The organism is Desulfobacter hydrogenophilus (assembly GCF_004319545.1).
In the GTDB taxonomy this organism is placed as follows: domain Bacteria; phylum Desulfobacterota; class Desulfobacteria; order Desulfobacterales; family Desulfobacteraceae; genus Desulfobacter; species Desulfobacter hydrogenophilus.
On record NZ_CP036313.1, the window covers coordinates 1393654 to 1408515 of the forward strand.

The following is a 14862-nucleotide window of genomic DNA, read 5'->3' on the forward strand; positions in this document are numbered from 1 at the left end:
GAGGATTAAAATTTGTTGTCCAACGAAGTAATCGGCAAAATTTATGGTTTTCGATCGGTCACTAAGTAGACCATAAGGATTTGTTATGCTCAAAGAGCTTGTTGTCAATTGTGCTCCCCATGAAACCCGGGTCGCCCTGCTGGAAGACGGGACCATAGTCGAAGTCTTTAATGAACGCAGGGATGACACAAGTATTTCAGGAAATATATATAAAGGCAGGGTCCAGCGAGTACTGCCGGGTATGCAGGCGGCGTTCGTGGATATAGGATTTGACCAGGCTGCATTCCTCTATGTAGATGATGTACTGGATTCCGCCAGTCTTAAGCTGTGCAGACAGCTGGAACAGGATGCAGATGCAGAAGAGCGGGATGATGATGAACTGACGGTTAATGAAATGGCGGTTAATGAAATGGCGGTTGATGAAATGGACGAAGAAACCGAGTCATGGAAAGCCCCAGCACCGGAATGCGCCATCCAAGGACTTCTTGTAGAGGGCCAGGAAATCCTGGTCCAGGTGGCAAAATCATCCATTGGATCCAAAGGCCCTCGAGTCACCACCCATATCTCCCTGGCCGGCAGGTATATGGTACTTATGCCTACGGTGGATCATATCGGCATTTCCAGGCGGATCACGGACGAGACCGAACGAACCCGGCTGAAGGAGATGCTCAAAGAGCTGCGTAAAAATAATTTTGGCTATATTTTCAGAACCCAGGCCAAGGACATTGATGAAGTCACGTTGTCAAAAGAGATCGAATTTTTAAACAACACCTGGCAGGATATCCAGGAAAAAGACCGGACCACATCGGCCACAGCCCTGGTTTACAAAGATCTTAATGCCACCTTCCGGGCGGTCAGGGATCTTTTGGCCAATGAAGCGGACAAACTGATCATTGACTCAAAAAAAGAATATGAAAGCGTCCAGAATTTTCTAAAAAAACTGATGCCCGATGTCAACCTTTCCGTTGAGCTGTACCAGGGCAAAGAGCCCATTTTTGACGCGTACAATATTGAAGGGGACATCACCCGGGCACTGAACAAGAAAGTCTGGCTCAAATCAGGCGGGTATATTATTATTGAACAGACCGAAGCGTTAGTGGCCATTGACGTAAACACGGGACGGTATGTGGGCAAACGCAACTTTGATGAAACCATTCTGAAAACCAACCTGGAAGCGGTCAAGGAGATTGCCTACCAGGTACGGCTGCGTAATATCGGCGGTATCATTATCATTGACTTCATTGACATGCGTAAGACCGCCCACAAGGACAAGGTTATGGCCCAGATGCACGAAGCCATGAAAAAGGATAAAAGCCAAACAAATATTCTTCCCCTCACGGAACTTGGCCTGGTTCAGATGACGCGCAAGCGCACCCGGCGCAATCTGACCCGAACCCTTTGTGAGCCTTGTTTTTACTGTAATGGAACCGGTTACCTGCTATCGGGCAAATCCATTTGCTACAAAATTTACAAGGACCTGGCCGCCGAAGCCAGGGACATGATGGGCAACAGGTTTACGGTAAAAGTACATCCGGAAATTGCCCAGCTTTTCCACGGCAGTGAAAATCATCTGCTGGTTTCCCTGGAATCAAAATTTGCAAAACCCATTTCCATTTACCCGGAACCCCATTACCATATTGAGGAATACCACATATTTGAATCCCTTTCTCCGAAACCTTCAAAAGGGGAAAATCAGCCATAGGAACTGTTTAGGCCCAAGTTCAAAATAAAACCTTCCATATGGTTTGCTTTTTCATGCGTCTTCTTCGTTGTGTCAATGGGTACATATATTTAATATGCTCCCATTGCCACGCCTTGAATACGAACGAAAATTTTAAACCATATTTTGGAATGTTTTATTCCGATCACGGGCCTTAAACGCGCCAGCCCTATTCTTCTATTTTATAAAATTTTATGTAATGTTGGGGTTCAGTTTGATTGACATTAATAAATATATGGATTAGTATTCCATGTTTATTGCAGTTTATGCAACTGATATATTGACAATATAATAACAAGGAACGAGGATTTTATGAAACGCACTTATCAGCCAAGCAACCGGAAAAGAACCAGAAAACACGGATTCCTGAAAAGAATGTCCACCCCAGGCGGTAAACGTATTATTAATGCCAGGCGGGCTAAGGGAAGAAAAAGACTGACCACGATTTAAATCTTTCAGGGGTGTATTGAGTAACTTTTCTTTACCCAAAGATGTACGGCTCCGGAAACGGGCCGAATTTTTAAAGCTTTCACGACATGGTAGAAAGATACGAACCAGTTATTTTATAGCTGCTGTTTCCAAGGGAACAGAAAAAAACAATCGAATTGGAATTACCGTATCTAAAAAAGTGGGGAATGCAGTCGCGCGCAACAGAATAAAAAGGCTTGTAAGAGAGTATTTCAGACACAGGAAAAATTTTGTATCCGGAACAAACGACATCAGTATAATTGCAAGAAAAGGTCTGACAGCACTGTCCAATAAACAAATTTATGAAAAGCTTAATAAACTTTTTGAGAAAATTGCATTGGCATAAATGATCAGGCAACTGTTATCCATATTGATCAGGTTCTATCAGATTTTTATATCGCCGCTCCTTGGCACCCATTGCAGATATGAGCCATCGTGTTCGCACTATGCCCTGGAAGCGATTCAAAAATATGGCAGCATAAAAGGCAGCATTCTTGCAATAAAAAGAATATTACGCTGCCACCCGTTCCGACCTGGCGGTTATGATCCGGTTCCTTAAACCAGCTTTAAAAAACAATCTGTTAAGCGTCACCTGCCTTCCTCTTTCTTTACAGTTTTAAGACAACCCCCTTGTTTTTAGGAGAGAAGATGGATGAGCAAAAACGATTATTTTTAGCTGTGGTGCTGTCAATTGCAGTCCTTTTGGGCTATCAGTTCTTTTTCGCACCCGCACCCCAGCCTGATAATCAAAACCAGAACGCCCCGTCACAGACGATGGATTCGTCTGAATCCGATTCCGCCAAGGTCTCGGACTTCACCCCCAAGACAGTACCCGCAACTGCCCCGGCAGCCCAAACCGACTTACGGGACTTTCGTACTATCACGCTGTCCACCCCCTACTACACCATTGCCGTCAGTGAATATAAAGCTGCGGTAACAAGCCTGACCCTCAATGATTACAGGGAAACCAATGATGAAGGGTCTCCTGCAAAACAGCTGGTGACTGAGGAGCTAGCCGATATTACCGGAGGTATCTTTTCCATTGATACCGCCAAGGGAGGTATCAGGGGACTGGGCGATGCTGTTTTCTCATCCGATGCGAGCAGCACGAATCTTTCCCTGAACCAAGGGGAAAAAAGCATTACATTTTTCTGGACTAACCCGGACGGCATTACCGTAAAAAAAGTACTGACCTTCAGGGCGGACTCCTACCTTATCCATTGCGACATCATTGTTCAAAATGGCTCGGGCATGCCGGTCAATGACGGCATCAGCATTTGCGTTCCCGGTTATTTCAATGAAGATGTAAAGAAACGCTCCCGGTTCGCATATGAAGGGCCGGTGGCCTACCTTGACAACAAATTCACCACCATCAAACCCAAGGACATTGAAGACAAGGACACCTATTCGGGAATTGTGGGTTGGGTCGGGTACACCAGCCGTTATTTCCTGACGGCGGTATTGCCGGATACCCCGGAGGACGCCACCGTGAAGCTCACCTTTGCCAATGACGTTGTCACCAACCGGCTGGTTACCCAGATGCCCAGACTGGATCCGGAAAAACAAAACCAACAGTCCTTTACCCTGTATATGGGCCCCAAAAGCCATAAAATTTTAAGCCAGTACGACAACCTTTTGAAAAAATCCGTTAATTTCGGTTTTTTTGATATCATAGCCAAGCCGCTGCTCATTGCCATGAACTTTATCCATGACATTATCCCCAACTACGGCGTGGCCATCATTCTTCTGACCATTCTCATCAAACTGATATTCTGGCCCCTGGGCACCAAAAGCTACAAGTCCATGAATGAGATGAAAAAAGTACAGCCTTTGATGATGGAGATCCGGGAAAAGTACAAAAATGACAAACAGCGCATGAATCAGGAAACCATGGCATTGTACAAAACATACAAGGTCAACCCGGCTTCGGGGTGCCTGCCGCTGCTGGTGCAGATGCCCATTTTTTTTGCCCTGTACCGCATGCTCTACATGGCCATTGAGCTGCGCCACGCGCCATTTGTGGGATGGATTCAGGATCTGTCCGGACCGGACCGCCTGTTTCACTTTAATTTTGCCATCCCGTTTATGGACGCCCCTTACGGTATCCCTGTGCTGACACTTTTCATGGGTGCATCGTTCCTGCTCCAGCAGAAAATGACACCCACGGCCGGAGACCCCATGCAGGCAAAGATGATGATGCTTATGCCCATATTCATGACCGTTCTGTTTATCAACTTTCCGGCAGGGCTGGTTCTGTACATGTTTGTCAACAACATCATCTCAATGGGCCAGCAGTATTACACACAAAAGATATTAGCCTAAGGAGGACGCATGAACCAACCTCTTGAATTTACCGGAAAGAATGTCAACTCCGCCATTGAGGCGGCCTGTAGACAACTTAATATCCCCCAAAAAGAATTAAAATACAATGTAATCTCATCTGGAACAACCGGCATTTTCGGTATTGTCGGTCGTAAAGATGCCCGGATCCGGGTGACGGTTCCGGGCAATAAAACACAGCAATCCAAGGAAGACAAAGAAGGCATCCTATCCATTGTGGATGAAGCCTTTGGGCAGAACAAACCCACGCCGGAACCCAAAAAGGTCGTGCCAGAACCCAAAAAGCCGGAACCAAAACCAAAGCCGATACAAGAAAAAGAACCCAAAGAGGTGCCGGACAGCCCGGATAAAAAACTTCAGAAGCCGGAAAACGAACCCAAACCTGAAGCGGAAGATACCGGCCGGTGGGATGCCCACCCGGCACCCAGGTCTGAAAGGCCAAACAAAGAAGAATTGCCGCCGGAACCGGTTTCCCAGGCATCCATTGACTTAGGCATTGAAGCGGTACAAAAAATGGCAGACCTGATCACCGAAGACGCCCATGTTGAAGCCATCACCGAAGAGAACAAACTTACCCTGCAAATCAATGGCGGAAATACCGGCATTCTGATCGGCCGCAAGGGTCAGACCCTGGACGCCATGCAGTTTCTTACGGATAAAATCATCAATCGCCAGAGCGAATCCCGGGTCAGGGTCAAAGTTGATATTGAAGGCTATATGGAGACCCGGAAGGCGAATTTAAAGCACCTGGCCCTGAAAATGGCGGAAAAAGCCAAAAAAACCGGACGGCCTGCCACCATTAACCAAATGAGTGCCCAAGACCGCCGTATTGTTCATCTTGCCCTAAAGGACGATGCCCAGGTTCGCACCCAGAGCATGGGAGACGGCTATTACAGACGTCTGGTTATTTTCCCCAAAAAACGCAACTCCTACAAGGGAAAAAAGCGGTTCAAAAAATAAATGACAGATACAATTGCCGCAATAGCCACCCCGTTTGGAAGCGGCGGCATCGGTGTCATCCGGATTTCAGGACAACAATCCTTTGATCTGGCAGCCAAAATTTTTTCAAAGACACCGGCCGAAGGGGAAAAAAGGGCACCGCAATTTATTTCCCACAGGGTAAGCCACGGCTTTATCTGTGACGGAGACACCACGGTTGACGAAGTGCTTGTCATCCCCATGAAAGCGCCACGTTCCTATACAGCCGAGGATGTTGTGGAGATCCAGGCTCACTCGGGTACCATTGTTCTTCGCCGTATTTTAGACTTGCTGTTCAGCCTTGGCGCGCGCCCGGCAGAACCTGGAGAATTTACCCGGCGAGCTTTTTTAAACGGCCGTATCGACCTGACCCAGGCCGAAGCCGTGGCAGATATCATCAATGCGCGGTCGGACTCATCCTTGAAATTTGCGGCCTCCCAGAACCTTGGCATGCTTGGTCAAAGTATCCAGGACATGATCTCTGTCTTAACCCAGTTTCATGCCCGGCTTGAGGCGGCCATTGATTTTCCCGATGATGCAGGAGCATTTTCCTACACCAGCCAGGATAAAACCAAACTTCAATCCGTTGCAGACAAAATTGGGGACCTTATCCAGCAGCACAAAGATGCCTGTTTTTTAAAAACCGGCATACGTCTGGCCATCTGCGGGGAGCCGAATGTTGGAAAGTCCAGCATCATGAATAGTATTCTGGAAAAGGAAAAGTCCATTATCACGGCCATCCCAGGCACTACCCGGGACCCCATTGAAGACAGCCTGACCATTGAGGGAATTCCCTTTGTCATTGTTGATACGGCCGGCATCCACCAGACAGACGACCTTGTGGAAATCATCGGCATTGAAAAAGCCAGGGATCAGATAGACGCGGCTGATATTATCCTGTATGTGATTGAACCGGGAAAACCATTTCCCCAAAAAACGACATCAACCATCCTTCCGGAAAATAAGCCGGTCATTTTTGCCATCAATAAAATGGACCTGGCTGATGAACTTGATCTGCCCCAGCTGCCTGGGAAATATGCCGATCCAAGCCCCGTGAAAATCTCGGCACTCACCGGAAAAGGTATAAACACCCTTAGAACAAGGCTTCTGGAAACCTGTATCGGTAACCTTGAGATTGGGGATGATGCTGTTATCCCCAATCTTCGGCATAAAAACGCTCTTGTCCAGGCCCTTGGGCATATGATAACGATGATGGAAGGGCTTGAAAACGGTCAGGAGGAAGAGACCCTGGCACTGGATGTTAAACATTGTATTAACCATCTTGGGACAATTACCGGAGACACTGCGCCTCCGGATATCCTTGATGCTGTTTTTAATAATTTCTGCATTGGGAAGTAAAGGTATTACCCATGAACTTAGATAAACATTTTGTAAAATATGAAGCGCTTGTCAGCATGGTGGACCAGGTCTTTGACCGAGTTAAAAAGGAGTTCCCCAAAGAGGTCTTCTGCCGGGAGAAATGCTCGGATTGCTGTTATGCTATCTTTGATCTGACCCTGATCGAGGCGCTGTATCTGAACCACAAATTTAACGAAAATTTTTCAGGCAATGAAAAAGCCGATCTCATTAGCATTGCCGATAAAACAGACCGGGTTTTGGCCAGAATGAAACGGGATGCCTACAAAAAAGTAAAAGCCGGGGCTGACCAGCTTGAAATTGTGGGAAGAATGTCCCAGGAACGGGTCCGGTGTCCCCTGCTGGGTGAAAACAATTTATGCTTGATGTACGAGCACCGTCCCATTACCTGCAGGGTATACGGAATACCCACTTCCACGGCAGGGGCCTCCCACATCTGTGGCCGGACCAACTTTGTCCAGGGTAAGGCCTATCCCACCCTGAACATGGACAAAATATACACCCAACTCCAGCTTTTGTCTGCGGAACTGGTAAAAGACATTAACTCGACCAACATCCGGATGCATGAATTGCTTATCCCTGTATCCATGGCGATGGTCACCTTGTTTAACGATGAATTTCTTGGAGTAAAAAAAGATGGGTGAAACACACTTCTCCCCTGAGGAAATAGAAGAAAGAAAAAAGGCCATTTTCGATGCCATGGGAAAACGGGGCCAGAAACAAATTATGAAAACGGGATATGATATATGGGATCCGTTCCAGGAACCCAAAGATCCCATTGACATCCGAAAGGATAAAACCAAACGAACCTCCCAGGAGCTGATCCGGGAATTTCTCACAGCCATTGATGCGGATGAATATTCCAACAGCTACGCCCAGGGCGCCCTTGAAATGTGTCTTGGCATCATAAATGACGAAGAAAAAATCAAAGGCATGTTTGATTTTGCCCAATGGTATACACAACTGCTTAAAAAAGAGGGACATGATTCCCTTTGACCGAAACCGAGCCCTGGATATTCTTCATAATACCGAGGTACACCTGACCGCCAGGGCTTATATTCGTGAAATCAGCCGGGAATTTTCCCTGACACCATTCCAGGCAAAAAAAGTGCTCACATCCCTTGTTCAGAGCCAGGATGTCGCCTATCAGGATCTGTATGGATCCACCTATGTCATGGAAGGCTTTTCAAAACCGGTCCGGATCACGAATCGGTTTTTTATTCTGCCCCCTGATATTGCAAGCATTGCTGGCTCCAATGACATAGATATCCGGATAAGCGTCGGCATCTCCTTTGGTACCGGCCACCACCCCACCACCCGGCTTTGCCTGGCCGCCCTGGACAATCTTTTTTTCTCAACAAGGCAGTCAGAGCATCTTCAAGGCGGCAAGGCCGGGGATATCGGCACGGGTTCCGGGGTGCTTGCCATAGCAGCCTGCCTTGCAGGCATCTCCCGGTGCATGGCCTGGGAAACAGACCCCAATGCGGTTAGCGAGGCCCAGCGGAATGTTGCAGCCAATGGCCTTAAAAACAGAATCAACGTTATCCACGACATCATGACGGTCCAGGATTTAAGACTTTCTCTTGTCATGGCCAACTTACGATTTCCCACTCTTAAGCAGATTGCACCGGACATTTGTTCAATCCTCGTACCCGGTGGAAACCTGATTCTTTCAGGGGTCAGGGCTTGGGAAATGGATAACCTGAAAACCCATTACAGCGCCATGGGATTTTCCATAGACTGGGAACGGGAAGAAAAGCAGTGGGGTGCCGTAACGCTGACAAAAAAGCCATAGGGGAACGTATGCGACCTGCCATTCAAATTCTTGTAACCATACTTCTGGTTTTAAGCGTATCCCATGCCAGGTGTGATGTGTACAGCTGGATCGACGAAAACGGAATCCGGCACTTTTCCAATGTCAATTTACCTTATGGAAAAAAGGCGACACAAATCTCCGAAGCTGTCAGTGCCGCCATAGATCAATCCAATTTTAAGGTCACAAAAGTGTTTGACGGCGATACCGTGCAGGTTCAAGGACAGGATCTTGACTTTCGTATCCGCATGGTGGCCATTGACGCCCCGGAAACCGGTGGATCAAAAAAGAAGGGGCAACCCTATTCCCAAAAGGCAAAAAAGGTTTTACGGCAGCTTATTCAGGGGAAAAAAGTCCGGTTGAAACAATACGGAACCGGCGGGTACAACCGGATTCTGGCGGAGATTTTTTCCCAGGGCCGCAACATTAATCTGACCATGATCAGCCAGGGGCTTGCCGAAGTCTACCGGGGCAGATTACCTAAAAACCTTGATCCCGCCCCTTACACGAAAGCCCAGGCTGATGCCAGACGCAGGCGGGCAGGCATGTGGTCACAAGGCAAGGCTTATAAGAGTCCCAAAACATGGCGGAAAGAAAATCCCAGGTAGTGTTTGAACGGAAATTGTTCCTACTGCTTTTTATTGCCGGACAATGAACTTTATGCCTGGATCAATGATTCCGACGTCTCATCCCTATGCACCCTGATCAGTCCGGGCATCACCGTATTACGACCGTTGAACTTTGCTTTATAAAGCATTGAATCAGCATCTTCAACCAATTTTACGATATCGGCATTGGTCCCCAACTGAGCCACGCCAAAGCTGCCAGTCACCCGTATGGTACGATTATTAAAGGGGATGCGCAATGCACAAATTTTTTGTCTAAGTCTGTCTGCAAGTTCAATGGCATGGGTTTGATCGGTTTCCGGCAGGATGGCGATAAATTCTTCACCACCGTACCTGGCAAAAATATCCTCTGTGCGTATATTCCGGCGAACCAACCGGCTGACTTCCTTTAACACCTCATCGCCGCCTAAGTGGCCGTAAGTGTCGTTTACAGATTTAAAATGATCCAGGTCAAACATAAAAACAGACAACGGTTTTTTGTGCCGGCCGGCACTTGCGGCATGCCCTTTAAGCTGGGCCTCAAAAGCCCCGCGGTTATAGCAACCGGTTAAAGGATCAATGGCGGCGGCATCCTTGAGGTGCTGGATCTTAATCTGCCTTGAAAGGGCTGAGCTACAACCCTGGAGGACAATGCGGACCACATCATCATGAAACGCAGTGATGGGCCTGCTGGGCATCATATAAAGCCGTGAATAACAATTTTCTTCTTTATGGTCGTAATGCACCAGGGAATCCAGACTGAATTTTTCCAGGCACTCCTCCTGGTCTTTATGAATATTAAGATAGGTCAGGTCCTTGCTGTCCTTAATCTGAAAATCTTTTATGATAATATCTTCTATGGATGTTTTATACATTCTGGGATCCAGCCAGACATCCATCCCGGCATTCTTTTTGTTCACAAAGGCAAAAAGCCTGTACCCAAGAATACCCTTCAGGCAGTCCGCCACTTCATTTATAATTTCTGAAGGGGATGTTTTTCCATTCAAAACAACAATATGGCGGGCCAACTTGTTCTGTGCATGGGTCTTATTCAGGGAATATCCGAATACCAGGCCGAAAACAACAGATAACCGATGGCTGAATCTATCAAGGGTTCTATTCATGGCTCTTCCTTTCTTATAAAGATTAAAGCTATAAAAAGCAACAAGTATGCCACCCCTATTCAATACAAAGTTATTAACTTATATTTCAATATGTTATACAAAAATACACTTCTCCCGAATCCAATCGACAGGAAAAATTTGCAGGGTTCTACGTCACTCTCCTGGCACCCCCCGCCAAAGGCCTGACATCGGACGCGGGCCTTGATCCTAAAAGAAGATTTCCTTGTCATCAGTTGCTTTTTCAAGTTATTTATTAGCTTACAATTTCAATAACGGCCATGGCCGACCTGGTCTTTCACCGAGGTCAGGCCACAACAAATAATGAAATTAATTCAGCAACTTACTGGAAATTTAAGATAGACCCTTAACTACATACAAATAAATGAATTAACAGGCCCGGATTAATGCCGTCTTTTGAAAAAAATAACATCATTCTAAATTTCCCCAGATACAGAAAATTATCACGTAAAATCAACGGACTCTTGCAGATATGGGTTGCTCTGTTTATTTTTTTCGCTCTGTTGATCCTTTTATTGCCGGCCCCGACAGGCAAACCCTTTTGCCTGATTTTTTTCATGATCAACGGATCATTTATTATCCTGCTGCGTTCATGGATTAAAAGCATTGAATCATTTATGAAAGAAACCGAATTGATATTGTCTAATTCAAAGGATTTGATGTGGGCCATGGATTCCCGGCTGAACGTTACAGTCATTTGCGGAGATCCCGAACATATATCCGGTAATAAAGCCATGGCACTTATAGATAAACCGTTGGCGTCCATTTTACCCGAAGATGCAAGGGGTCAATTTAATATCTGTATTCGTGAAAACCGGCCCTTTTCCATGGAGTGCCTTATTTCAAACGGTGAAAATTCGACACTGCCTGTACAAATCCTGGCCGAGCCGATCCATGGATCCGTGCAGGATACGTTTCACGGCATCATACGGGATATCTCAGATCAAAAAAAACTGCAGAGCCTTGAAAAAGAACTTAACCGTTCAAAAAAATTAAAGAACCTAGGACGCCTTGCCGGCAGTGTTGCCCATGATTTGAACAACATCCTGACAGGCATTGCCACCTATCCTGAAATTCTTCTTCTCGATGAAAATCTGGAACCTAAAATCCGAAAAAGTCTTACCATTATCAAAGAATCCGGCCGGAACGCCTCTGCCGTGGTCAGTGACCTATTAACCATTTCCAGGAGTATCAGGGAAAATTGCCAGGTCCTGAATATCAATACGATTATTGAACGGTTCATGGCCGGGCCCGAATTTAAAAAAATAAAAGCCGCATACGGGAAAATTGAAATTGAGATGCACCTAGAGCCGGAACTTTTAACCATATCCGGCTCCTATATGCATATTGAAAAAAGCATTATGCATCTTCTGATCAATGCATTTGAAGAGACTGCGGCAACGGTAGACTGCGGCAACGGCACAATTATGCTTTCAACAGCCAACTATTATTATGTGGACAGAAAAAAAAACGAAAACACGGAAAAAGATCTGTCCCCTGGCGAATATGTGATGCTTGAAGTGCTGGACGCTGGCAAAGGCATCCCTGAAGAGAACCTGAATAGAATATTTGATCCCTTTTTCACCAAAAATGAGATGGCCAGATCCGGCACCGGTCTTGGTCTAACCGTAGTAAAAAATACGGTTCTCAACCACCGGGGAAAAATTTTTGTTACCTCTGATGAAAACGGTACAAAATTTACACTGTTGTTTCCGGTCCTTCGCTCGGAGCTGCCCATGGCAAATCAAGCCACCGCCCTCGATGAGATCAAAGGAAACGGGGAAACCCTTCTGGTTGTGGATAACCTGGCAAGCCAGCGCAAAATTGCAGAAACCATCCTTAAAAATTTAGGATACAAAGTTTTTAGCGTTGCCGACGGGATTCATGCCCTTGATTTCATCCTGCAGACCCCAGTGGACCTACTGATTTTAGACATGGTCATGGCCTCGTCCATTTCCGGGCTTGAGACATACAAACGGCTTAAAAAACTCCGACCTGACCAAAAAGCCATTCTTGCAAGTGGACATTCGGAATCAGAAGATGTATTAAAAGCCCAGTCTATAGGTGCAGGTACCTTTGTTAAAAAACCCTATACCATATTGGATATGGGCATTGCCGTAAAAGAGGAACTTGACGGATAATGGATATTTTAAAAACAAAAGCGGATATGCAGGCCTGGTCTGCTGCGAAAAAAAAACAGGGAAAGACAATCAGTTTTGTACCCACCATGGGATACCTTCATAAAGGGCATGTTTCCCTGCTTGAAATAGGCAAACCCTTGAGTGATGAACTGGTTCTAAGCATTTTTGTTAATCCCACCCAGTTTGGCCCCAATGAAGACCTGAACGCGTATCCCAGCAACATCCAAAATGACCTTGACCTGGCTCAACAGGCCGGTGTGACAGGGGTTTTCCTTCCGGATAAAAACGAAATGTACGGGCCTGACTACCAGACCCATGTCTCTTTGGATCATCTTCCCCAATACCTGTGCGGTCGCTCACGCCCTGTCCATTTCGGTGGGGTGGCCACGGTGGTGACCAAGTTATTCAACATTGTCATGCCTGATGTGGCGGTTTTCGGAAAAAAAGATTTCCAGCAACTTGCCATCATCCGACAGATGGTGAAGGACCTGGATTTCAATATCCGAATCATCGGCGGGGAGATCATCAGGGAGGAAGACGGGTTGGCCATGAGTTCCAGAAACGCCTATCTTACGTCGGAACAGCGTGCGTCTGCCGTCTGTCTTTCCCAGGCCATCCGCCTTTTAAAACAAAAGGTTGCCCAAGGCGTCCGGTCTGTTCCGGATCTTGTCAGGGAAGCGCAAGCCTTTATTCTCTCATTTGACCACACCCGGGTTGATTACATTGAATTGTGCCATCCCCAAACCCTTGAACCTGTGGAAACCGTCCAGGCAGAAACGCTTGTTGCCATGGCCGTGCAGGTGGGAAAATCAAGGCTGATTGACAATGCCCTTATCGAGCCGGCCTGACCTTTTTATCACCGCCGGGTTCACCACGACAATGACCCGACACTTCTTTAAAAAGGTGTGACGTTCGGTTGCTCTGTCCAGAGTTTTGGCGTCGGCGATGCTCATCACAATGGCACCGGTTTTGTCCCCGGTTTTTCTTAACGCCTTGACCACCAGGGGATTTGAACCGGCCCTGTCAGACGAAAGGGCCTGGTCCATGTCGTATACATAGGCGCAGACACCGTTCTGGACGGCAAATTCCCTACTTATAAAAACAGAGGAATAGATCTCCCTTCCCTGTTCACTGACAATAGTGGGATAAAGTACGGGTTCAACGTTTACCCTTCTTGCATCCACAATCAACCCGGTATATGCCCGGGCGCCGATAGCCGCTGAAGGTGCGTTTTCAATCGGTTCCGCCGAATCCTGCTTCAGTTCGTTGATCTTGGGGATCTGCCGGATGTGATCCGGGAGCACCAGCTGAAGAAACCCGCCATAAAATGTAGCCGTCACCCAAACGTCTACATCCAGGGCAGATGTATACAGTTGCCGGCGAACCCGGGCATCTTGAGCAACCGTCTCAATCCCGGCAAGAATGGTATCATGGGTTGATGCGTATTCTCCAACCGTGAGATCCCCTGAAATTTTCATCTGTTTGAGAATGGCAATCAGATTCCGGGTGGCAAAGGCCCTGGCAGACCCAGGCATGGCCACAGCCTTGCCTTCGGCATTGATCTCAGAGCCGGCATGGCCTGTGGCCGTAACAGAACCGGTTGTCCAGTCTATGTATCCGTTTTCAAGGGATTGACGGCAATGGGGCAAGGCGTTTTGCGTAAACAGGATCATGCCCAAAACAACGATCCCCAACATCAGCATTTTATGAATTTTCATCCGTTACACTCCCGGCCTGATATAGAACCAAGAAAATGCTGCTCAACCAAATCAGCAAGGGATCCGACATCCTCTAACCCGAAACACGGTTTTTCTCCGGGCCGGATATCCGTATCCGTCACAAACGCAACAAGATTGGGGTCTTCAAGGTACAGGGGTGCTTCATGGGGACTCTCTTTCCTGAAAACTTCAATTTTAGGAAGACAGAATGTCTTGAACCCTTCAACAAGAATAAGGTCCATATCACCCAGATAGTGAAAAAATTTCTCTTCAGGCGGACGTATATCTTCTTTTACCAGGGCTACCTTTGTATCCGTTACAATAAGAGAGGCAACAGCGCCGGCATTTTTATGCCGCCAACTGTCCTTTCCCTGTTTATCAAAATCAAATGTGTCGTGGGCATGTTTCACCGACCCCACACGAAAGCCCCGTGCGCTCAACTCTCTGATCATATTTTCCATCAAAGTGGTTTTCCCGGAATTGGATTTGCCGACAATTAAAACGACCCGGGGGATTTTTTTGCTGTCCATATACACAGCCTTGATTTTTTTTATTCTTGT

The 14862-nt window shown here is 46.9% G+C and carries 16 protein-coding genes; 13 read left to right on the forward strand and 3 right to left on the reverse strand.

The annotated features are described in order from the left end of the window. Positions 1–85: 85 nt before the first annotated feature. From EYB58_RS06045 to EYB58_RS06095, 11 genes are all read left to right on the forward strand, one after another. On the forward strand, positions 86–1702 hold the full coding sequence (locus tag EYB58_RS06045; RefSeq protein WP_111953944.1) for an Rne/Rng family ribonuclease: 1617 nt from the start codon (positions 86–88) through the stop codon (positions 1700–1702). A 330-nt stretch (positions 1703–2032) separates the two neighbouring features. Further along, a complete protein-coding gene (rpmH, locus tag EYB58_RS06050) occupies positions 2033–2170 on the forward strand; it encodes a 50S ribosomal protein L34 (RefSeq protein ID WP_111953946.1) in 138 nt (45 codons plus the stop codon). 16 nt (positions 2171–2186) lie between these two features. Next, positions 2187–2534 (forward strand): ribonuclease P protein component, encoded by a 348-nt coding sequence (gene rnpA, locus EYB58_RS06055; RefSeq protein ID WP_111953948.1) that lies wholly within the window; start codon positions 2187–2189, stop codon positions 2532–2534. Further along, on the forward strand, positions 2535–2747 hold the full coding sequence (yidD, locus tag EYB58_RS06060; protein ID WP_111953950.1) for a membrane protein insertion efficiency factor YidD: 213 nt from the start codon (positions 2535–2537) through the stop codon (positions 2745–2747). Positions 2748–2836: 89 nt separating this feature from the next. Continuing rightward, positions 2837–4510, forward strand: a complete 1674-nt coding sequence (gene yidC / locus EYB58_RS06065) for a membrane protein insertase YidC (RefSeq protein WP_111953952.1) — start codon at positions 2837–2839, stop codon at positions 4508–4510. A 9-nt stretch (positions 4511–4519) separates the two neighbouring features. Then, entirely contained in the window at positions 4520–5488 is a 969-nt protein-coding gene (gene jag, locus EYB58_RS06070; protein WP_111953954.1) for an RNA-binding cell elongation regulator Jag/EloR, read from the forward strand. After that, positions 5489–6865: a tRNA uridine-5-carboxymethylaminomethyl(34) synthesis GTPase MnmE gene (gene mnmE, locus EYB58_RS06075; protein ID WP_111953956.1), complete on the forward strand. Its 1377-nt coding sequence runs from the start codon at positions 5489–5491 to the stop codon at positions 6863–6865. Between the two features lie 11 nt (positions 6866–6876). Next, on the forward strand, positions 6877–7527 hold the full coding sequence (locus EYB58_RS06080; protein ID WP_111953958.1) for a YkgJ family cysteine cluster protein: 651 nt from the start codon (positions 6877–6879) through the stop codon (positions 7525–7527). After that, positions 7520–7879 (forward strand): hypothetical protein, encoded by a 360-nt coding sequence (locus EYB58_RS06085; RefSeq protein ID WP_111953960.1) that lies wholly within the window; start codon positions 7520–7522, stop codon positions 7877–7879. The genes EYB58_RS06080 and EYB58_RS06085 overlap by 8 nt, the downstream gene beginning before the upstream one ends. After that, complete coding sequence (locus EYB58_RS06090) at positions 7866–8678, forward strand: 50S ribosomal protein L11 methyltransferase (protein WP_111953962.1); 813 nt, start codon at positions 7866–7868, stop codon at positions 8676–8678. Before EYB58_RS06085 ends, EYB58_RS06090 begins: the two co-directional genes overlap by 14 nt. 8 nt (positions 8679–8686) lie before the next feature. Beyond that, positions 8687–9304, forward strand: coding sequence for a thermonuclease family protein (locus tag EYB58_RS06095; RefSeq protein ID WP_111953964.1), 618 nt, complete (start codon positions 8687–8689; stop codon positions 9302–9304). A gap of 50 nt (positions 9305–9354) precedes the next feature. Here the strand turns inward: EYB58_RS06095 and EYB58_RS06100 are convergent, their stop codons facing one another. After that, positions 9355–10425 (reverse strand): GGDEF domain-containing protein, encoded by a 1071-nt coding sequence (locus EYB58_RS06100; protein WP_111953966.1) that lies wholly within the window; start codon positions 10423–10425, stop codon positions 9355–9357. Between the two features lie 575 nt (positions 10426–11000). Between EYB58_RS06100 and EYB58_RS06105 the strand changes: the two genes are divergently transcribed. Together EYB58_RS06105 and panC are read left to right on the forward strand one after the other, a co-directional pair. After that, complete coding sequence (locus EYB58_RS06105) at positions 11001–12584, forward strand: hybrid sensor histidine kinase/response regulator (protein WP_163354509.1); 1584 nt, start codon at positions 11001–11003, stop codon at positions 12582–12584. Continuing rightward, positions 12584–13432 (forward strand): pantoate--beta-alanine ligase, encoded by an 849-nt coding sequence (panC, locus tag EYB58_RS06110; protein WP_111953970.1) that lies wholly within the window; start codon positions 12584–12586, stop codon positions 13430–13432. Before EYB58_RS06105 ends, panC begins: the two co-directional genes overlap by 1 nt. Here panC and EYB58_RS06115 read toward each other — a convergent pair. Beyond that, entirely contained in the window at positions 13394–14302 is a 909-nt protein-coding gene (locus EYB58_RS06115) for a hypothetical protein (protein ID WP_111953972.1), read from the reverse strand. The genes panC and EYB58_RS06115 overlap by 39 nt on opposite strands. Then, on the reverse strand, positions 14299–14832 hold the full coding sequence (mobB, locus tag EYB58_RS06120) for a molybdopterin-guanine dinucleotide biosynthesis protein B (RefSeq protein WP_111953974.1): 534 nt from the start codon (positions 14830–14832) through the stop codon (positions 14299–14301). The genes EYB58_RS06115 and mobB overlap by 4 nt, the downstream gene beginning before the upstream one ends. Between the last annotated feature and the right edge of the window lie 30 nt (positions 14833–14862).

Bases quoted from the DNA above. Each gene is read 5' to 3' on its own strand.
- EYB58_RS06045 (WP_111953944.1), top strand. From the start codon at position 86: ATGCTCAAAGAGCTTGTTGTCAATTGTGCTCCCCATGAAACCCGGGTC.
- rpmH (WP_111953946.1), top strand. From the start codon at position 2,033: ATGAAACGCACTTATCAGCCAAGCAACCGGAAAAGAACCAGAAAACAC.
- yidD (WP_111953950.1), top strand. From the start codon at position 2,535: ATGATCAGGCAACTGTTATCCATATTGATCAGGTTCTATCAGATTTTT.
- yidC (WP_111953952.1), top strand. From the start codon at position 2,837: ATGGATGAGCAAAAACGATTATTTTTAGCTGTGGTGCTGTCAATTGCA.
- jag (WP_111953954.1), top strand. From the start codon at position 4,520: ATGAACCAACCTCTTGAATTTACCGGAAAGAATGTCAACTCCGCCATT.
- mnmE (WP_111953956.1), top strand. From the start codon at position 5,489: ATGACAGATACAATTGCCGCAATAGCCACCCCGTTTGGAAGCGGCGGC.
- EYB58_RS06080 (WP_111953958.1), top strand. From the start codon at position 6,877: ATGAACTTAGATAAACATTTTGTAAAATATGAAGCGCTTGTCAGCATG.
- EYB58_RS06085 (WP_111953960.1), top strand. From the start codon at position 7,520: ATGGGTGAAACACACTTCTCCCCTGAGGAAATAGAAGAAAGAAAAAAG.
- EYB58_RS06090 (WP_111953962.1), top strand. From the start codon at position 7,866: ATGATTCCCTTTGACCGAAACCGAGCCCTGGATATTCTTCATAATACC.
- EYB58_RS06095 (WP_111953964.1), top strand. From the start codon at position 8,687: ATGCGACCTGCCATTCAAATTCTTGTAACCATACTTCTGGTTTTAAGC.
- EYB58_RS06100 (WP_111953966.1), bottom strand. From the start codon at position 10,425: ATGAATAGAACCCTTGATAGATTCAGCCATCGGTTATCTGTTGTTTTC.
- EYB58_RS06105 (WP_163354509.1), top strand. From the start codon at position 11,001: ATGATCAACGGATCATTTATTATCCTGCTGCGTTCATGGATTAAAAGC.
- panC (WP_111953970.1), top strand. From the start codon at position 12,584: ATGGATATTTTAAAAACAAAAGCGGATATGCAGGCCTGGTCTGCTGCG.
- EYB58_RS06115 (WP_111953972.1), bottom strand. From the start codon at position 14,302: ATGAAAATTCATAAAATGCTGATGTTGGGGATCGTTGTTTTGGGCATG.
- mobB (WP_111953974.1), bottom strand. From the start codon at position 14,832: ATGGACAGCAAAAAAATCCCCCGGGTCGTTTTAATTGTCGGCAAATCC.